At 71.4% G+C, this 18,199-nt stretch carries 15 protein-coding genes; 5 read left to right on the plus strand and 10 right to left on the minus strand.

Annotation, left to right across the window (positions count from 1 at the left end; all coding sequences use genetic code 11):
- Positions 1-51: 51 nt before the first annotated feature.
- Positions 52-813, plus strand: coding sequence for a class I SAM-dependent methyltransferase (locus LN042_RS25025; protein ID WP_230053595.1), 762 nt, complete (start codon positions 52-54; stop codon positions 811-813).
- A gap of 211 nt (positions 814-1,024) precedes the next feature.
- Here LN042_RS25025 and LN042_RS25035 read toward each other — a convergent pair whose 3' ends face one another.
- The 5 genes from LN042_RS25035 to LN042_RS25055 all read right to left on the minus strand — a co-directional run bounded on the left by LN042_RS25035 (position 1,025) and on the right by LN042_RS25055 (position 7,013).
- The gene (locus tag LN042_RS25035; protein ID WP_230053596.1) at positions 1,025-2,290 is read right to left on the minus strand and encodes a wax ester/triacylglycerol synthase domain-containing protein; all 1,266 of its coding nucleotides are present in this window, start codon (positions 2,288-2,290) and stop codon (positions 1,025-1,027) included.
- Positions 2,259-3,491 carry a glycosyltransferase gene (locus tag LN042_RS25040; RefSeq protein ID WP_230053597.1) on the minus strand — a complete coding sequence of 411 codons (1,233 nt, stop codon included), beginning with the start codon at positions 3,489-3,491 and terminating at the stop codon, positions 2,259-2,261. Before LN042_RS25040 ends, LN042_RS25035 begins: the two co-directional genes overlap by 32 nt.
- A gap of 4 nt (positions 3,492-3,495) precedes the next feature.
- Positions 3,496-4,422 (minus strand): alpha/beta fold hydrolase, encoded by a 927-nt coding sequence (locus LN042_RS25045; protein WP_230053598.1) that lies wholly within the window; start codon positions 4,420-4,422, stop codon positions 3,496-3,498.
- Between the two features lie 251 nt (positions 4,423-4,673).
- On the minus strand, positions 4,674-5,591 hold the full coding sequence (locus LN042_RS25050) for a phosphotransferase family protein (protein ID WP_230053599.1): 918 nt from the start codon (positions 5,589-5,591) through the stop codon (positions 4,674-4,676).
- A 33-nt stretch (positions 5,592-5,624) separates the two neighbouring features.
- Complete coding sequence (locus LN042_RS25055) at positions 5,625-7,013, minus strand: NsdA family TPR-like regulatory protein (RefSeq protein WP_230053600.1); 1,389 nt, start codon at positions 7,011-7,013, stop codon at positions 5,625-5,627.
- 242 nt (positions 7,014-7,255) lie between these two features.
- Between LN042_RS25055 and LN042_RS25060 the strand changes: the two genes are divergently transcribed.
- Together LN042_RS25060 and LN042_RS25065 are read left to right on the plus strand one after the other, a co-directional pair.
- Entirely contained in the window at positions 7,256-7,753 is a 498-nt protein-coding gene (locus tag LN042_RS25060; RefSeq protein ID WP_230053601.1) for an ATP-binding protein, read from the plus strand.
- 139 nt (positions 7,754-7,892) lie between these two features.
- A complete protein-coding gene (locus tag LN042_RS25065) occupies positions 7,893-8,426 on the plus strand; it encodes a carboxymuconolactone decarboxylase family protein (protein WP_372495813.1) in 534 nt (177 codons plus the stop codon).
- Between the two features lie 54 nt (positions 8,427-8,480).
- Here the strand turns inward: LN042_RS25065 and LN042_RS25070 are convergent, their stop codons facing one another.
- From LN042_RS25070 to LN042_RS25090, 5 genes are all read right to left on the minus strand, one after another.
- Positions 8,481-11,513: an alpha-mannosidase gene (locus LN042_RS25070; protein WP_230053602.1), complete on the minus strand. Its 3,033-nt coding sequence runs from the start codon at positions 11,511-11,513 to the stop codon at positions 8,481-8,483.
- A gap of 98 nt (positions 11,514-11,611) precedes the next feature.
- Entirely contained in the window at positions 11,612-12,880 is a 1,269-nt protein-coding gene (locus tag LN042_RS25075; RefSeq protein WP_230053603.1) for a glycoside hydrolase 5 family protein, read from the minus strand.
- Entirely contained in the window at positions 12,877-13,743 is an 867-nt protein-coding gene (locus LN042_RS25080) for a carbohydrate ABC transporter permease (RefSeq protein ID WP_230053604.1), read from the minus strand. The genes LN042_RS25075 and LN042_RS25080 overlap by 4 nt, the downstream gene beginning before the upstream one ends.
- Positions 13,743-14,615 carry a carbohydrate ABC transporter permease gene (locus tag LN042_RS25085; protein WP_230053605.1) on the minus strand — a complete coding sequence of 291 codons (873 nt, stop codon included), beginning with the start codon at positions 14,613-14,615 and terminating at the stop codon, positions 13,743-13,745. Before LN042_RS25085 ends, LN042_RS25080 begins: the two co-directional genes overlap by 1 nt.
- 17 nt (positions 14,616-14,632) lie before the next feature.
- On the minus strand, positions 14,633-15,922 hold the full coding sequence (locus tag LN042_RS25090; RefSeq protein ID WP_230053606.1) for an extracellular solute-binding protein: 1,290 nt from the start codon (positions 15,920-15,922) through the stop codon (positions 14,633-14,635).
- A gap of 140 nt (positions 15,923-16,062) precedes the next feature.
- On the opposite strand from LN042_RS25090, the gene LN042_RS25095 reads away from it, so the two are divergent.
- Together LN042_RS25095 and LN042_RS25100 are read left to right on the plus strand one after the other, a co-directional pair.
- Positions 16,063-17,082 carry a LacI family DNA-binding transcriptional regulator gene (locus LN042_RS25095; RefSeq protein WP_230053607.1) on the plus strand — a complete coding sequence of 340 codons (1,020 nt, stop codon included), beginning with the start codon at positions 16,063-16,065 and terminating at the stop codon, positions 17,080-17,082.
- Positions 17,083-17,231: 149 nt separating this feature from the next.
- A complete protein-coding gene (locus tag LN042_RS25100; RefSeq protein WP_230053608.1) occupies positions 17,232-18,164 on the plus strand; it encodes a glycoside hydrolase family 18 protein in 933 nt (310 codons plus the stop codon).
- Positions 18,165-18,199 lie beyond the last annotated feature (35 nt).

Here is an 18,199-nt window from a genome sequence, read left to right on the forward strand (position 1 = left end):
TCGCAGGGTCGACGGTGGTCGATCGTCCGGCGAGGGAGCGATGATGAGGCTGTGACCGCTAGTTCTCGCGCCCAGTCCTTCGAGGTAGCCGCGGCTCAGTACGCGCTGAGTCGGCCTTCCTATCCAGCCGAGCTCTTCGACTCCATCGAGGAGTTGGCAGGCCGTCGTTTGGCGGGTGCCCGGGTCGCCGACATCGGCGCGGGTACCGGAATCGCCAGCGTGCTACTGCGGGAGCGGGGTGCGGATGTGATCGCTGTGGAGCCGGGTGAGGCCATGGCCGGCGAGTTCCGCCTGGCGCTCCCGGGCCTGCCGATCGTGAGGGGTGACGGTAATGCGCTGCCCTTGGCGTCAGCTTCCTGTGACCTCATCACGTATGCGCAGTCCTGGCAGTGGACCGATCCCGGCCGGTCTGTCCCGGAGGCGTTGCGTGTCCTGGGTGCGGGTGGTGCGTTGGCGATCTGGTGGAACACCACGGCCTTCGACGTGCCGTGGATCCGCGAGCAGCACGGGCGCATCGCGCGCCACTGCGGGGTGAAGCCGAGGTCTGCGGTGCGCCCTTCGGACAGCGACGCCATCCGGTTGGCGGGGCTGACGGGGCTGCGGGTTCTGCGCCGGAAGCTGCGCTGGAGCCGCACCGTCTCGCTGGACGTGCATCTCGCCAACATCGGCAGCCGTTCGGCCTTCCTCGTCCTTGAGGAGGCCGCCCGTCGTGCGTTCTTCGTCGATGAGCGTGAGCGGCTGAGCAGGCTCTTTCCGGGCGAGGAGGTGGAAGAGAGCTACGTGGTAGATCTCCTGGTGGCGCTCCGCCCCTGACGTTGTGCGGCTACGGTGCGGGGCGGTGCGGTCATGCTGCCGACGCGAGTGGTCGGCCGCCCCCGCGAAAGCCTTCCTCGCTGCGGATGCGGCCCCGCTCCCGGCGCCGGGCAGCCAGGACATCGGGATGGGTGATCCGGGCGGTCGGGTGTTGCCCCGACCGACCGGTTCGGGCACCGTGCCGACCCGCTGAACGTTGCTGGTCGGAGCCTTAGCGCTGCGGCGTCGCCAACTGCCGCAGGTGGTCGGTGATGGCGGCGTTGAGCGGGGCGGTCAGGGCGGCGCGGGTGTGATCGGCGAGGGTGGTCAGGACGGCACCCCTGGGGTGGCGGGTGAGGGAGACGGCGAGTGGGTGGGAGGGGCCGAGGGGCGGCAGGAGGGCGGCGGCGGCGAGGCGGGCGGTGCCGAGGGTGGCGCACGGGCCGGATGCGGACGGGAGGCTGGTGCAGAGGAGGGAGGAGTAGCGGGGGGACTCGACGTAGCGGCCGGCCGCGGCGCCGAAGGCGGTGTGGCGGCGGGCCCGGGATGCGACCAATTGGGCCTGCAGGGAGGCGCGCTGACGTAGGTCGGTGCGGCGGATCCGGTGGTCCAGGGCGGCCAGGCGCAATCGCGGGTCGGGGTGGGCGGGGAGCGGTAGGCGCACGGTGGCGTAGTGGTTGCCGAGCAGGGTGCTCTGGTCGGCGGTGCGGACGTCGACCGGGACCATGGCGCAGGCGGCTGAGCCGGACAGGCCCAGCTCCCGGAGGGCGCCCGCGACAGCGGCGAGGAGCACGGCGGTGTTCGAACTCCTCGGACCGTCGAGCGCGTTGCGTGCGGCGGCCAGCAACTCGCCGGGCAACCGGGTGAAGGTGAGGTCGCGGCCCGCACCGAGCTGACCGTGGAACGGGAGGGGCCGGGACTTGGGCAGCAGGTCGTCCAGGGCCCAGGCCAGCTTGCGGGCGAGTGAGGCCGGCGGGAGCAGGGAGGGCGGGGAGACCGGCGACCGCGGTCGGCGTTCAGGGGCTGGGTCCAGCAGTGCGGTCAGCATGATGCTGAGCGATTGCCCGTCCAGCAGCGCGTGGTGGGCCCGCAGCAGCACGGCGAACCCGTCGGCGTCCGGGAGCAGGTGCAGTTGCCATGGTGGCTGCCCGGCGGGCAGCGGCTCGCTGAGCAGGGGGCCCAGCTCGCCGGAGGCGGTGACGTGCCGATCGCCTTCGAATGCCGGATCCTCATGCCAGTGCGGCCAGTTGCCGGCTTCGATGAACGGTACCGCGCGCAACCGCCGGAACCCGCCGAGCCGTTGGAGCACCCGTGTCCGCAACTGCGCCAGGGCAGGCGGCGGACCGTCGAACCAGGCCGCGTAACCGACCGTCGTGCAGGCCGCGCCGCTGCTCTGCTGCCGGTGGAACCACGCGTCCAGTGGCGGCATCGGCTCCGCCTCGGCCGCACGGGTGCCGTCGGCCGGCTCAACCCAGGCGGGCGATGGCGTCCGCGACACTGCCGGCTCCGTCCTCCCGTTGCAGTGCTCGCGCGAGGCTCGCCGCCCTGTGCCGCGGTCCTCCGCGCCGGGTCGCCGCCAGCAGTGCTTCGGCCAACCGGATCTCGGTCAACTCGCGGTAGGAGATGACCTGTTCACTGACGCCAAGCTCCACCAGCCGTGCCGCCCACCAGGGTTGGTCGGTCATCACCGGCACTGGCACGGCCGGCACCCCGGCGCGCAGGCCGGCGGCCGTGGTGCCCGCGCCGGCGTGGTGGACCACGGCGGCGGTGCGCGGCATCAACCAGCCGTGCGGGACGGCGTCGACGGTGATGATGTCGTCGTCGATCACGTCCAGGCCGACCCAGCCGGACTGGACGATGCCCCGCAAGCCGGCCCGACGCAGGGCGCCGGCGGCCAGCCTGCTCAGTTGCTCCGGGTCGCCCGGCATCATGCTGCCGAAGCCGACCAGCACGGGTGGCGGGCCGGCCGCCAGGAAGTCGGCCAGCAGGGTGGGTGGTTGCCACCGGGGGCACTCGTGCGGCCACCAGTAGCCCGCCACCCGCAGTCCGGACCGCCAGTCCGTGGGCCGTGGCAGCACCGTGGGACTGTAGCCGTGCCAGATCGGCCAGTTGTCGCGTTCCCGGAGCGCCCGCATCCGGCGGCTGCCGACCGGCGGGAGCCCGAGCCGGCGGTGGACCGCGCGGACGGCGGCGTCGTAGAGGGAGTCGAACGCCGCGTTCGCGATCCGCGCCCGCGGCACATTGGCGCGGCCGGGTGCTCGCCAGGCCATCGAGCAGGGCGCGAACCACCGGCTGGGCACGTCCGGTTGCAGGAACGCGCCGAGCGTGGGGATCCGGTGGTGGCGGGCCGCCACCGAGCCGATCGGAGCCGCGAGGGTCGACAGCAGGATCAGGTCCGCCTTGGGGTCGACGGCGGCGAGGATCCCGTCGACGAGGTCGAGCGCGGCCTGTGCGCCCGCGCCCCGGAGCTCACGCAGCGCCCGCAAGCCGCTGCCCCGCCGGCTGTGCGCGCCGAGCAGTGCCTCGAACGGATCCGCTCCGATCGGCCGGATGCGCAGCCCGCAGCAGGACACCAGGCTCTCGAACCGGGCGTGGGTGGCCAGTTCGACGTCATGGCCGTCGGCCAGCAGTCGGTGGGCCAGGCCGGTGTAGGGGGCCACCGAGCCGGTGGTGCCCACCGTGACGATCTGGATCCTCATCCGGTCAGACCAGCACCAGCGGGCAGACGCGCTCGACGGTCCGGCAGTAGTCGACCTCGCCCAGCGCCTCGCCGAGCAGGAACCGCCGGAACAGATCGGCGAGTTCAACCGGCCGTTCGACCGGGAGCATGTGGTCGGCTTCCGCCACCACGGCGAAGAAGCTGTCGGGGCAGACCTGCGCGAGGGCGCGGCAGCGCTCGGGTGTGGTGAAGTTGTCGTGTTCGCCGGCCACCGCGAGCAGGGGCGTCGGCGGCGGCTGCCGCAGGTCGAGCTCCTGGTGCCGGAGGAGGCGCCGGCTGTTGGCGATGAACTGCTCCTTCTCGTGGGGCGTCAGGTTCAGCAGCCGACGTCGCAGGAAGCGCCGGACACGGGCGCCGGCGGCCACCGAGGTGAGCGTCTCGGGGTTGGTCAGCAGGTCGAGCGCCATCTCGGCGAACTCGTCCATCTCCCCTGCCGCCAGATGGTCCAGGCTGCGGCGGATCGGAGCGCAGGCCTGCTCCGGAATCCGCATCATGGTGCCGACCAGCGCCATCTTGGCCACCCGCTCGGGTTGCCGCTGCGCGAGCCGGAAGACGACCGCGCTGCCGTAGGAGCCGCCGAGCAGGTTCACCTCGGGCACTTCGAGGTCGTCGAGGAGTTGACCGAGGGAGTCCGAGAGGAAGTCGGTGCCGTACCACTCGGGGAGGACGGGGCTGGTCCCCCATCCGGGCAGGTCGACGGCGAGCACATCGGCGAAGGTCAGGAGCTCGCGCTCCAGTCGGCCCCAGCCCTCCTTGGTCTGGAGCGCGCCACCCACCAGCACCAAGGGTGCGGTCCGCGCCGAGGCAGCGCGGACGTACCGCGACTCATAGGAATGCCCGTGCCATTGGTGCCGCGTCACCACGACCTCGTGCCGCCCGTCGGCCTGCCCGGCAGCGGCGGGTGCTGTCACTGACCTCATGAACCTTCCCGACTTCAGGATTGACCTCATCATGGCAGCTTCGGAAGGTCATGCTCCGCTGAAAATCGGCGTGTTGCACCGGCATGGAAATAATTTCCACGAACACCACCGGGCCGACCAGAGATATTCAAACGGCCGATAGTCCGATGGACCGATGAGCTTTTGTCGGACAATACGAGAATCGGGCGAAGTGCTGAGGAATCCTGGCTCGGGGACGGGCCGGGTCCTGGCTGGGACGACTGCTACAGGATCTGCCAGCGGAGCCCGTAGTCGCCGCGCCGCAGCCCGTCAACCCGCCGGCTCACCTCCTCCTGGGTGAACGAGCCGGTCACCGCCCGTTTGGCATTGGTGGTGATCATCCGCAGCTCGCGCAGGTCCCGCAGGACCGGGTAGCCGTCCCAACGGGTGACGTTGAAGCCGTAGGCCCTGGCGAACGCCTCGTGGTGGGCGCGCCCGTAGCCGAAGCGGCGGCAGTGGATCTCGATGGTCACCAGGTCCAGCTCGGGCGGCCCGTAGCAGATGGTGTCCCAGTCGCACAGGACGGCCCGACCGCCGTCGTGGAGGGCGTTGCGGTGCTGCGGGTCGCCCTGCAGCAGCCCGGGCGGGAGCACGAACTCCAGGTCGGTGAGCTGCTTCTCGAGGTGCGTGAGCCGGCGGGCGAGGAACTCCACGTCCCCGGCGGGCAGCACGGTGATCACGTCGAGGGAACGCCGGATGGCGGCGACCGTGTCGAGCTCGGGGATCCGGAAGGGCGGGTGCGGGAGACGGTGGAGCGTGCGCAGCGGGGCCGCGAGTTGTTCCGCGCGGACGGGGTGGGCGGGCTGCGGCAGGTGCCTCCAGAAGGTCGTCGGCTGGCCGTCGATCACGACCGGTTGACGCACCGGATGGAGCGGCACGGTCGGAAAGTCCAATCCGGCCAGCCACTCGACCAGTTGGACGGTCCGTCCGGCCTGGGTCGGGCAGGCCCCGCGTCGTGCGATCTTGACCACCACCGGGGCGGTGCGCAGTCGGAAGACCGCGTTGGTGTGACCGCGTAGCAGAGTTGCGCCCGTTGGGTCGAGGTCGGCACGGCGACAGGCGGCGTCGAGGATGCGATGGACGTCGAGCTCGGCGAAACCGCCCACCAGGGGCGGTGCGCTCAACGAGGCGAGTGCGCTCATGGGGGTAAGGCTGGCCGATGAGCCACTCCACTGTCACCTCGTACCGGCCGGCAACATCAGGATCTCGCCCAACTCCCGCACCACCCGAACAGATCGGAACTGTAGTGGAACCATCTCGATCACGTCGTTGGCCCGCGACCCGAGGATGTCCGTCCGGTGTGCGGCGGGGACCTGGAGGTACGTGTGGCCGGCGAGTTCGCAAGCCTCGGCCAGACTCCGCTCCTGCGCCAGGCAGATCGCCTCCTCCAGGCGCAGCAGCGCCGGGTCGATGCCGGCCTGGCCCGGGTAGAGGCGCAGCGCCTGCTGCTGGGCGGCGCGCGCCTGGGCCGCCGCGCCGAGGTAGGTGTAGGTGCCGCTCAGGTAGAGGTAGAGGCGGCGCTCGGGGAAGGCCCAGGCGTCGTCCACCGGCCCGTTCCGGCAGCGCTCGAAGAGGTCCTGCGCCTGGCGGATCGCCGCCCGCGCCTCGTCCGCGCTGCCCCGGCGGGCCAGGGCCCGGGCCTCGGCGGCCGCCGCCAGCACGCCGGTCGCGGTCGGCCGGTTGCGATTGAGCAGCCGGGCCTGCCTGGCCAGGTCGACGGCGCTGTCCAGCGGACCGTAGTAGTAGGGCAGCATGGCCGCCTGGGCGCGCACGCGGGCGCGCAACTCCCAGTTGCCGGAGTCATCGGCCGCGGTGCGCGCCGTGCCGTACCACCGTTGCGCCTGTTGCACCCGTCCGAGTTTCATCAAGGCGTCCGCGACCAGGGTGGCGACCAGCGCCGTCATCTCCGACAGGCGCACCTGCACGCCCGCCGGCTGCCGCTCCTCGGCGAGCGCCCTGATCTCCTCCAGATCACTCAGCAGTTGGGCGAGCATCTCGGTGGGCGGTGTGAACACATAGGCCTGGCGCAGGCCGAGCAGGCGTTCGTCCAGCACCTCCAGCTGGGTCGCGCTGACCGTGGTGAGCGCCAGGGTGCGCTCGACCGAGCGCCGGACGGCGTCCACCACCACCTCGATCGCATCACCCGTCGGTGGCGGCACGGCCGTGACGAGCGGCGGAGCGGGTGGCGGGCAGCGGTCGAGTGCCGCCGGTGCGACCGCGGCACCCTCGGACCGGTAGTCACCGATCAGGCCCAGTCCGACCGGATCCGTGGCGTAGAGTCGGCAGAGCAGGTCGACCGTGCGGGCGCGGGGTTGGCGCGAGGACGTCTCCCAGGCCCGCAGCTGCTCCTCGTTGGTGCCGGGCGCGGAGCGGCCGGCCGCCCGGCAGAGCACGCGCAGCTCGCTGATCGCCTCGGTCAGCGTCCACCCCCGGCCCAGCCGGTGCGCGCGCAGTCGGCTGGTGCCGCAGCACGCGGCGATCGCTTCGACGATCCGTTCGACGCCCCACTCCTCGGCAACCGCACGACGGCGGATCTCCCGGGAGCAGGACAGGCTGTGTACCAACCCGCCTTCACCACCTTGTGTGACCGAATGACTCTCCAGAGTAGTGAAGTGCCCTGAGGGATCATGCCAAATCCCGGGAAAATCGCGGATTTTGACGTCTTACCAGGAGAACACCCAACTTCGCGGCGAAACCCCCAATATCTTGCGGTTGCCGAGCGGGCCGCGCTCCGGCCAACCTTGCCGAATCCGCAGCGGACCCTGCCCGGGTCAACTGGTACGCCCCTGGGAGGACCGCGATGCCCATGGTGAAGTTCACGACCGCCGCTACCAGCTCGGAAGTCCGCGCGATCCGCGCGAGATTGGCCACCGCTCTGCGCGCGGTCGGCGTGCCGCTCTCCGACGACGAGGACTTCACGCTGCGCCTGCTGGTCTCCGAGGTGGCGACCAACGGCGTGCTGCACGGCGCCGGTGGCGGGAATCCGGCCCAGCGGCTCACCGTCGAGGCCGACGTGCACCACGACACCCGGCGCCTGCGGGTCTCGGTCAGCGACCCCGGCCTCGGCCGCCCGGTGCTCGGGCCGTTCGACACCGACGACGAGCACGGCCGCGGCATGCAGCTGGTCGCGGAACTCGCCGCGGCCCACGGGTGCGAGCCCGACCCGCAGGGGGGTGGCAAACGCGTCTGGTTCGAGCTGCCGTTGCAGGGGCTCGACCACGCCGCCGCCCGCCAGGGCGCACAGACGACCCCGCACCGGTGGTCCGCGACGGAGACCCTGGCGCCGCTGGCCCTGCACTCCTGACGTCCCTGACGTCCCTGGCGCCCCGGTACCCCGGCACCCCATTCGCGAAAGAATCCTCCGGTCGGCTGTCACATCCGGTCGCCGCGGTCCGTCGAGGCAGTGAAGGCAACGACAACCGCGACGAGCGAAGGAACCCACCGTGACGATCGAGACCGCCACCACCGAGACCACCGTCCGCACCGAGACCACCGGCCGCACCGGGACCGCCTCGCGCCTGCCCAACCCGGCCAAGCTCGTTCCCGAACTGGGCGTGGCGGGCGGCGCGTTGTCCAAGGCCGTCGGCAACGGTTCGGTGCCGCAGAGCACCGTCGACCTGATCCAGCTGCGGGCCGGCCAGATCGTCGGCAACACCTACCTGACCGCGCTGCACACCAAGAGCCTGCGCGCGGCCGGGGAGTCGCAGGAGCGCATCGACGCGGTGGCTACCTGGCAGGACGCCCCTTGTTTCACCGACGGCGAGGCCGTGGCGCTGGCCCTGGTGGATGCCGTGCTCCAGCCCGCCACTCACGGCGAGCGGGTCCCCGACGCGCTCTTCGCCCGCGCCGCCGAGCACTACGACGAGAAGGCCCTGGTCACCCTCGCCCTCGCGATCGGCCAGGTCAACTTCTTCATCCCGCTCGCCCTGATCGGCAAGCCCCTCCCGGGCGTCAAGCCCTCGCAGCAGTGGACCTGAGCAGCCCGCCCGGCGGTTGCCCGTTGAGCGACCGCGAGCTCAACGGGCGACCGGTCAGCCGGCGGTGGCGCGCGTCAGCCGCAGTGTGACCAGCTCGAACGGGCGCAGGGTCAGCTCGATCCCGTCGGCATCCAACGGCAGTTGGTGCTGCGGGCGTTCCAGTAGGTCGCAACCGTCCGCCCGGGCAACGGGGAAGGACGTCCGCAGCCGTGCCCGCGACCGGGCGCCGTGCGCCTCGTAGAGCCGCACCACGAGATCGCCGCTCTGGTCGTCGGCCAGCTTCACCGCGCTCACCACCACCGCGTCCTGGTCGAGCGCGACCAGCGGCTCCACCGCGCCGGTTCCGGTGACCCGCCGCTCCGGCAGGTTGATGCGGTAGCCCTCGCGCACCGCGTCCGCGATGGTGGCGCCGGGCAGCAGGGCGTGGTGGAAGACGTGCCGCCCCTGGTCGGTGTGCGGGTCGGGGAAGCGCGGTGCGCGCAGCAGGGAGGCGCGCACCGTGGTCGTGGTGCCCCGGTCGTCGGCGCGCACGGTACGGGTCACGTCATGGCCGTAGGTGGAGGCGGTGACCAGGGCCACGCCCCAGTCCGGTTCGGTGAGATGGACGAAGCGGTGGTTGCAGGCCTCGAACTTCGCGGCTTCCCAGCTGGTGTTGGTGTGGGTGGGTCGGTGCAGATGGCCGAACTGGGTCTCGGCCGCGTAGCGGTCGGTGTGCAGGTCGAGGGGGAAGGCGAGCTTGAGGAACTTCTCGGTCTCGCGCCAGTCCACTTCGGTGTCCAGGTCCAGCCGCTTGGCTCCGGCGGGCAGCGTGAGGGTCTGCAGCACCGTGGATGTGCCGAACGAGCGGCGCACTGCCACGCTGACCGCCTGCGGTCCGTCTGCGGTCAGCACCACCGAGTCGGCGTCGGTGAGGTCGGTGCCGGTGTTGCGGTAGAACTGGTCGACGTCCCAGGCGTCCCACATGTTGGGGAAGTCGGGATGGAGTTGCAGCAGGTTGGCGGCGCTCCCCGGGGCCACGGTCTCCCGTTCGGCCGCCAGGTCGTAGAGCGAGACCACCAGGCCGCGGGCGTCCACCACGACGCGCAGCAGGCCGTTGGCGAGGGTGAAGCCACCATGGGGTGACGGTTCGGCGGTGCAACGCCCCACGGCCGGCCGGGCCGTGGCGGCTCCGCCGGCCGCGACACCGCCGCGCTCGTGCGGGGCCGCATTGAAGACGACGGTTCCTGACGTGACGTCAACTACAAGTGCCCGCTGGGCGGTTGCGATCAGCGCTTCGAGCTCGTCGGCCAACCGGGCATAGGTCGCCTCCGCCTCCCGGTGCACCCAGGCGATCGAGGAGCCCGGCAGGATGTCATGGAACTGGTGCAGCAGCACGGTCTTCCAGATCCGGTCCAACTGCTCGTAGGGATAGGGGAGTCCGCACCGCAGCGCGGCCGTGGCCGCCCACAGCTCCGCCTCCCGCAGCAGGTTCTCGCTGCGCCGGTTGCCCTGCTTGGTGCGGGCCTGGCTGGTGAGGGTGGCCCGGTGCAGTTCGAGGTAGAGCTCGCCGACCCAGACCGGAGGCTCGGGGTACTCCTCCTGAGCCCTGGCGAAGAACTCGGCGGGCCGCTCCCAGTGCACGGTGGCCGAGCCCTCCAGGTCGCGCAGCCGGGCCGCCTTGCCGATCATCTCGCGGGTGGTGCCGCCACCGCCGTCGCCCCACCCGGTCGGGGCGAGCGACCGCGAGGCCCGTCCCTTCTCCTTGAAGTTGCGGGCGGCGTGGGCGATTTCGCTGCCCTTCATGGAGCAGTTGTAGGTGTCGACCGGTGGGAAGTGGGTGAAGATCCGGGTGCCGTCGATGCCCTCCCACCAGAAGGTGTGGTGCGGGAAGGCGTTGATCTGGCTCCAGGAGATCTTCTGGGTGAGCAGCCACTTGCTGCCTGCGGCCTTGATGATCTGCGGCAGGCCGGCGGTGAAGCCGAAGGTGTCGGGCAGCCAGGCCTCCTCGTTCTCCACGCCGAACTCGTCGAGGAAGAACCGCTTGCCGTGGACGAACTGCCGGGCCATCGCCTCCGCGCCTGGCATGTTGGTGTCGGACTCCACCCACATGCCGCCGGCGGGTACGAACCGCCCCTCGGCGACGGCCTTCTTGACCTCGGCGTAGACCTCGGGGCGGTGTTCCTTGATCCAGGCGTACTGCTGGGCCTGGGACATGGTGTACACGAACTCGGGGTGGTCGGCGATCAGCGCGGTCATGTTGGCGCAGGTCCGGGCCACCTTGCGGACGGTCTCACGGAGCGGCCAGAGCCAGGCGGAGTCGATGTGTGCGTGGCCGACGGCGCTGATCCGGTGGGCGGAGGGCACGGCGGGGGCGGCCAGCACTCCGGCCAGCTCGGCGCGGGCGGCGGCGGCCGTGCCGTTGACGTCCTGCAGGTCGACCGCGTCGAGGGCGCGTTCGACGGCGCGGAGCAGCTCCCAGCGGCGGGCTCCGTCGGCAGGCAGCTCGGCCATCAGCTCGCCGAGCACCTCCAGGTCGAGTGCCAGCTCGTACACCACCGGGTCGAACACCGCCAGGTCCATCCGGGTGATCTTGTACTGCGGGGTGCTGCCTGCGGTCGCCCTGTCGCCGAGGTCGGTGGGGAGGAACGGGTGGTAATCGAGGATCACCGGGTTGCCGGCCGCCTCGATGTGCAGTTCGACCGGTTCACCGCCGGCTGCCGGGTCGGCGATCCGCACCCACTGGTTGCGCGGGTTGAGGCCCTTCACCGGACTGCCGTCCGAGCGGTACACCAGGCCCTCGCACTGGAAGCCGGGCATGTTCTCGTCGAAGCCGAGGTCGAGCAGCGCCTCGACGGTGCGGCCGGCCCAGGCGGCGGGCACGGTGCCGCTGACGGTGAGCCAGCTGGTGCTCCAGGGCGCGCCCCACGCCTGGCCTACGGCGATCGGGGCGCGCGGGGCGGCCAGGCCCTCCGCGACCGGGACGGGTTCGCCGGGAGCGGTCCAGATGCCGACCTGGAGCGGCACCGACTCGGGGTGGATGGCGGGGCGGATCCGCTCGTCCAGCACCCGCTTGAGGCGGGCCTCGACCAGGGAGCGGTCATCGTGCATGGGCTGGACTCCGAATCCGTGGCTGGGTGAGGGGTGACTGGATGTCGAGCGGCGTGAGCGGGCGTCAGCCGTGGGCGGGCGTCAGCCGTGGGCGGGCGTCAGCCGTGAGCGGTGTCGACGGTGATCAGCTCGGTGATACCCCGTGCGGCGAGGTAGTCGCGGTCCGACGCGCGGTCGGCCAGCACCACGGCAGGTCGCCCACCGGCAGCGGCCAGCTCCATGAAGGCCTCGAAGAAGGCGCCACCAGGGGCGCTGACAGAGCGCTTGCTCACCTCCACCGGCAGGTCGAGCACCAGGGCGACGGCACGCGGTCGCGGCCGGGGCGGCTCGGCCCGCGCCGCCGCCACCAGCTCGGCCAACGCGCGGCCGGCCGGCTTGACCTGCCCGTCGTTGGTGAACAGGCCCAGGCCGTACTCCAGCTCCGGGAAGTCGGCCAGCGCCCGGTCCACGTCGTGCGAGCACCACCAGGTCACACCCCACAGGTCGGGGCAGTCCAGCACCGCCGCCATGGTGGCCCCGGTGAAGCGGCCGGCGTCCTCGGGGGCGATGTGCGGCGCGGGCGCGCCGACCTCCTGCAGCCAGACCGGCCGGTGCGGGTCGACGGCCCAGGCCTTGGCCAGCTCGACCAGGTAGGCGGCGTGCTGGGCGGTGGCCGTGGCGTGCGGGCCGTAACGCTGCGCGGTGCCGTTGAAGACCCAGGAGTGCACGGCGGTCACCGCGCCGATCGTGGCGGCGTGCGCGGGTGTGAAGGGATGGTCGTCCTGGTACCAGGCGGCGTCGTAGGCGGCGTGCAGGTGCAGGCGGCCCGGCGCCCCCGATTCGCAGGCGGCCAGTAGTCGGCGCAGCCAGTCGGCGGCCTGGCCGGGGGTGATCCGGTCCGGGTCCGGGTGCGGCTCGCCGGAGAACTGGTTGAACTCGTTGCCGACGGTCAGGCCGAGGAAGTTGGGCCGGTCGGCCAGTGCCGCGCCGAGGGCCCGCAGATAGGCGGCCTGGCCGTCGACCACCGCCGGGTCGGTGAAGAGGCTGCGCCGGTGCCAGGTTCGGGTCCACGCGGGCAGGAAGTCGAAACTGGAGAGGTGGCCCTGCAGCCCGTCCACCGCGACCGCCAGCCCCAGCTCGCCCGCCGCGTCGACCAGCTCGCCCAGCTGTTCCAGCGCACGCGGCCGGATCAGGGTGCGGTTGGGCTGGAAGAGCGGCCAGAGCGGGAAGACCCGCAGATGGTCCAGCCCGAGCCCGGCGATCCCGTCCAGGTCGGCGCGCACCGAGTCCAGGTCGAAGTCGAGCCAGTTGTGGAACCAGCCCCGGCTGGGCGTGTAGTTGACGCCGAACCGGACCTGGCGATCCGTAGTGATGCCGCCCGTTGTCAACCTTTCACCGCCCCTTCGCCGACACCCCGGAAGAAGAACCGCTGCAACGCCGTGAACAGCACCAGCACCGGTATCAGCGCGATCATGGTTCCGGCCGCCATGGTGCGCGGGTCGGCCGAGAAGACGCTGTGCAGATAGGACAGGCCGACCGTCAGGGTGAGCTTGTCCGGGCTCTGCAACACCAGCAGCGGCCACAGGAAGTCGTCCCAGGCGCCGATGAAGGTGAGGATCGCGATCACGCTCAGCGTGCCCTTGACGCTCGGCAGCCCCAGGTACCGCAGCCGCTGCCAGACGTTGGCGCCGTCCAGCACCGCCGCGTCCTCCAGCTCGACCGGTATCGCCAGGAAGGCGTTGCGCATCAGCAGCACGTTCAGCGCGCCGATCATCGAGGGCAGCGCCACGCCGACCAGCGAGTCGGAGAAGCCCAGCCGGGCGACCGTCTGGTACTGCGAGATCACCGTGACTTCGCCCGGCAGCACCAGCGTGGCCAGGAACAGCCCGAGCACCAGGCGCCGGCCGCGGAACTCCAGCCGGGCCAGCGCATAGCCGGCGGCGGTGGCGCCGGCCAGGTTGCCGCCCACGCAGAACACCGCCACGATCAGCGAGTTGAGCGCGAACCTGGCGATCGGCACGGTCCGTGACACCTGGTCGTAGGCGGCCGTGGTGGGATGCGCGGGGAGCAGCCGCGGAGTGGCGGTGTAGACGTCCTCGGCCGCGCTCTTCAGCGAGGTGGACAGCTCCCAGAGCATGGGCCCCACGGTGATCGCCAGCACCACCAGCAGGGTGAGGTAGCGGGCCGTCAGCCCGAGGGGCGTGACGGCGTCGAACACCGGCGACCTGCGCCGCCCGGCTTCTCGCGGCATCAGTCCTCCCTCCGGTTCCAGCGGGCCAGCAGCAGCAGCGGTCCGACGGTGAGGAGGAACAGCAGGACGCTCAACGCGGAGGCGTAGCCGAGCCGGCCGTCGGCGCCGGAGGCCGCCTGCTGGATCAGCATCACCAACGACACGTCCTGGCCGCCGATCCCGCCGGTGCGCCCGCCGAGCACGTAGAGCTCGGCGAACACCCGCATGGCGTTGACCGCGACCAGCATCGCCACCAGCGCCATGGTGCCGCGCACCCCGGGCACGGTGACCGACCGGAACCGGCGGACCGCGCCCGCGCCGTCCACCGCGGCCGCCTCGTGCAGTTCCCGGCGCACGTTCCCGAGCGCGGACAGGTAGAGCACCATGTAGTAGCCCAGGCCCTTCCACACCGTCAGCGCGATCGCACTGAACAGCAGCAGCCAGCGGTCAGTGAGGAAGGGCAGTGCCGAGTGGATCAGACCGGCTTGCCGGGCAAGGCCGTTGACCAGGCCGCGGTCGTCCAGCAGCCACTGCCAGATCATCGCCACCACCACCGCGGAGGCGATCACCGGGAAGTAGAAGACGGTCCGGAAGAAGCCCATGAACGGCAGGGTGCGCTGCACCAGCAGGGCGAGCAGCAGTGGCAGGATGGTCAGCAGCGGCACGCAGACCGCCATGAACACCAGGGTGTTGAGGATGGCGTCGCGCAGGTGCGGATCCTGCCACATCAGCGAGTAGTTGCGCAGCCCGATGAAGGAGCCACCGCTGAGCGTGTGCACATTGGTGAACGACAGCACCGAGGTGTTGAGCGCGGGCCACAGGCTGAAGACCGCGAGCCAGAGCAGCGCCGGCGCTGTCAGCAGCCATGGGGTGTACGGGCGGTGGGATCTCATCGGGTGACCTTCCAGGGCTACTGGGCGAGCAGTCGGTCGGCCTGGTCGACGGCGTTTTCCAACGCCTGCCTGGAGCTCTCCTTTCCGGTCATGGCGAGCGCGATCTGCTGGTTGAGCGCGGTGTTCATGGCGTCGGTCCACTGCGGCGGGGTGAAGTTCACCGCCTTCTGCATGTCCTGGTAGGCGTAGACCGCGGCGTCGCCCTGCGCAGTGCCGTCGCTCTTGCTGTAGGCCGGATCACTGGCGGCGGCCGCGGTGCCGGGCAGGTAGCCGGGGGCCAGCTTGATGAAGGCCACCTGGTTGGCGTTGTCGGTGACGAACTGCGCGAAGGCCAGGGCCAGCGGCAGGTTCTTGCTCCTGGCGGCGACCGAGACGCCCTGGACGTAGAGCGGAGCGGTGTCCAGCGCGGGCGAGGGCACGATCTGCGGGGCCAGGCTGGGATCGGACTGCTGGACGCTCTGGATGTAGTTCCCGCCGGCCGTGGTCCACGCGACCTGCTGTTTGACGAACAGCGCCGAGTTGCCCTCGTAGGTGCTGGTGAGCACGTTCGACGGCAGGTAGCCGGCCTTGTAGGCGGCGGTGTACTCGTCCAGCATCGCGGCGGCGCCGTCGGTGTTGAAGGTGAACTTCTTGCCGTCCGGAGTCATCAGCCGAGTGCCGGAGTTGACGATGTCGCTGAGGCCCGGCGGGCGGCTCATCAGGTAGTCCTTGCCGCCCGACCTGTCGTGCATCACCTTGGCCGCGGCCACCAGTTCGCCGAAGGTCCTGGGCGGCTTGCTCGGGTCGAGGCCGTCGCGCTGCATCATGGCCTTGTTCCAGAACGACACGTCGGTGCCGAGGTACCAGGGCAGGCCGTAGGTCGCCGACCCCAAGTCGGGGTAGGTGTAGGCCTTCAGGCCGCTGCCCACGTAGTCCTGGTTGAGGGTCGGCACGTTGCGGCCCAGGTCGAGCAGGCCGCCGGCCTTGGCCACGCCGTGCGCGATGTCGGGCGGCAGGTTGACCACGTCGGGCAGCGAGCCGCCGGTCACCTGGCTGGTCACCTTGTCGGCGTAGCCGTCGCCGGGCTGGTCGGCCCAGTTGACCGTGGTGCCGGGGTGCTGGTTCTCGAAGTCCTTGATCAGGGCGGTGAAGTACGGCGTGAACTTGTCGTTCTTCAGCGACCAGGTCTGGAAGGTGATCTCGCCCTTGAGGGGGCTGTCGGTGGCGACCGTCTGCTTGGCCGCGTCGCCCGATCCGCCGCCGACTCCGCAGCCGGCGAGGGCGGCGAGAGCGGTGGCGAGGGCCAGTAACGTGCGGATTCTGGGCATGGGTGGTCTCCGCTCCTGCACGGCTGGACGAGGGTGGGTCGGGAGCGCTCCGCGAAGCTCGCACCGATTTGCTAAACCGGTACAGCGATGCGGTGGACTATGCTCGCCGCTGGAACGGGTGTCAAGGGAGGGCGCACCACATGGGCAGACCCACGATCGCCGACATCGCCCGCCAGGCGGGCGTCTCCAAGGGCGCGGTGTCGTTCGCGCTGAACGGCCGGCCGGGGGTGAGCGAGCAGACCAGGGAGCGGATCCTGCGGGTCGCCCAGGAGATGAACTGGCGCCCGCACAGCGCGGCGCGGGCGCTGGGCGGGGCCCGGGCCGGAGCCGTGGGCCTGGTGCTGGCCCGCCCGGCCCGCACCGTCGGGGTGGAGCCGTTCTTCGCGCAGTTGCTCTCCGGGCTGCAGGCCGAACTCTCGGCCTGCTCCACGGCGCTCCAGCTGCTGGTGGTGGAGGACACCGCCGCCGAGATCGAGGTCTACCGGCGCTGGTCCTCGGAGCACCGGGTGGACGGCTTCGTCCTGGTCGACCTGCAGGTGCACGACCCGCGGATCGCGGTGCTGGAGGAGCTGGGGACGCCCACCGTGGTGCTGGGTGGCCCGCGCCGGCAGGGCAGCCTGCCCACCGTCTGGGCCGACGACCGGGCGGCGATGCTGTCGATCGTCGAGTACCTGGCCGCGCTCGGCCACCGCCGGATCGCCCACCTGGCCGGGCTGCCGGCCTTCCTGCACACCCAGCGGCGGATCCGGGCGCTGCGGGACGCGGCTCGCCGGCTGGAACTGGTCGAGGCGTACTCGGTGCCCACCGACTTCAGCGACGCGGAGGGCGCGGCGGCCACCCGGGCGCTGCTGGCCCGCCGGGAGCGGCCCACGGCGATCGTCTACGACAGCGACGTGATGGCGGTGGCGGGTCTGGGCGTGGCCGCCGAGATGGGGGTGGCCGTGCCCGGCGAGCTGTCGCTGGTCTCCTTCGACGACTCGGTGCTGGCCCGGATCGTCCATCCCCCGCTGACCGCGCTGACCAGGGACACCTTCGCGCTGGGCGAGTTGGTCGCGCGCACCCTGCTGGCCGCGGTCGAGGACCCGCTCGGCCGACTCGAGGTGAAGACCGCGACGCCCCGGCTGACCGTCCGGGAGAGCACCGCGGTCCCGCGCCGGTGACCAACTCCCGGACCGGCCGCATTCTTTGACGTTCCGATCCGCAATTCTCACTGCTGCACGGGCATTGACTCCCAAAGCTAAAGCGTTTTAGCGTCCCCTGGCGAAGCGGGTGCCGATCGGCGTCCGCTCCCCCAGCACGGAGGTCCCCCATGCCCCGGCTCCGCGGCTCCGTCCCACTCACCGCCGGTGTGCTGGCCCTGGCCGCCATCGCCGCCACCCCGGCCGGCGCCCGTCCCGCACCGCCCGACCACTCGCGGCCCGCCACCCCGGCCCACCACGTGGTCGCCTACTACCAGACGCAGTACGACAACGGCGGCTACGTCTCCCCGCTCCCGCTGCGCGGCGCCGCCACCGACGTCGACGTGGCCGCCTTCCACCTCAACGCGGGCTCCACCATCACCCTCAACGACGACCCGCCGTCCGCCGCCAAGTACAACCGGATGTGGCAGGACCTGGCCGCCCTGCAGCAGAGCGGCCTGAAGGTCGAGGCGATGCTCGGCGGCGCCGCCCGAGGCAGCTACGCCGACCTGCACGACAGCTTCGCCACCTACTACCCGCAGCTGCGGGACACCCTGCGCGCGCACCACTTCAACGGCGTCGACCTGGACATCGAGGAGACCTTCTCGCTCGCCGACACCGAACACCTGATCAAGCAGCTGCACGCCGACTTCGGCAGCGGCTTCATCGTCAACCTGGCACCCGTCGCCAGCGACCTTTCGGGCTCCTCCGAGTTCTCCGGCGGTTTCGACTACTCCCGGCTGGACCGGGACATGGGCAGCCGGATCTCCTGGTACAACGCCCAGTTCTACTGCGGTTGGGGCGATCTGAGCAGCACCGGCGACTACGAGGCGGTGGTGGCCAACGGCTTCGCCCCGTCCAGGGTGGTGGCCGGCGCGGTGACCAACTCGGCCAACTGCGACGGCTACGTCGACCCGGCCACCCTCGACTCGACGCTGACCGCCCTGACGGGCGAGTACCCCGGTTTCGGCGGGGTCGCCGGATGGGAGTACTTCAACGCCGTGCCGGTGGGCGGCAGCGGACCGGCCTCCTGGTACGCCGCGGCGAGCGGCGCCATGAACTGACGTAACGTCAGTCCACGAAGAGAGGAGCACCGCCC

Origin of the sequence: Kitasatospora humi, from assembly GCF_020907985.1 — a bacterium.
In the GTDB taxonomy this organism is placed as follows: Bacteria; Actinomycetota; Actinomycetes; order Streptomycetales; family Streptomycetaceae; genus Kitasatospora; species Kitasatospora humi.

Excerpts from the sequence above, each read along its gene's own strand:
- LN042_RS25095 (WP_230053607.1), top strand. The coding sequence starts at position 16,063 with ATGGGCAGACCCACGATCGCCGACATCGCCCGCCAGGCGGGCGTCTCC.
- LN042_RS25085 (WP_230053605.1), bottom strand. The coding sequence starts at position 14,615 with ATGAGATCCCACCGCCCGTACACCCCATGGCTGCTGACAGCGCCGGCG.
- LN042_RS25070 (WP_230053602.1), bottom strand. The coding sequence starts at position 11,513 with ATGCACGATGACCGCTCCCTGGTCGAGGCCCGCCTCAAGCGGGTGCTG.
- LN042_RS25100 (WP_230053608.1), top strand. The coding sequence starts at position 17,232 with ATGCCCCGGCTCCGCGGCTCCGTCCCACTCACCGCCGGTGTGCTGGCC.
- LN042_RS25080 (WP_230053604.1), bottom strand. The coding sequence starts at position 13,743 with ATGCCGCGAGAAGCCGGGCGGCGCAGGTCGCCGGTGTTCGACGCCGTC.
- LN042_RS25040 (WP_230053597.1), bottom strand. The coding sequence starts at position 3,491 with ATGAGGATCCAGATCGTCACGGTGGGCACCACCGGCTCGGTGGCCCCC.
- LN042_RS25050 (WP_230053599.1), bottom strand. The coding sequence starts at position 5,591 with ATGAGCGCACTCGCCTCGTTGAGCGCACCGCCCCTGGTGGGCGGTTTC.
- LN042_RS25060 (WP_230053601.1), top strand. The coding sequence starts at position 7,256 with ATGGTGAAGTTCACGACCGCCGCTACCAGCTCGGAAGTCCGCGCGATC.
- LN042_RS25090 (WP_230053606.1), bottom strand. The coding sequence starts at position 15,922 with ATGCCCAGAATCCGCACGTTACTGGCCCTCGCCACCGCTCTCGCCGCC.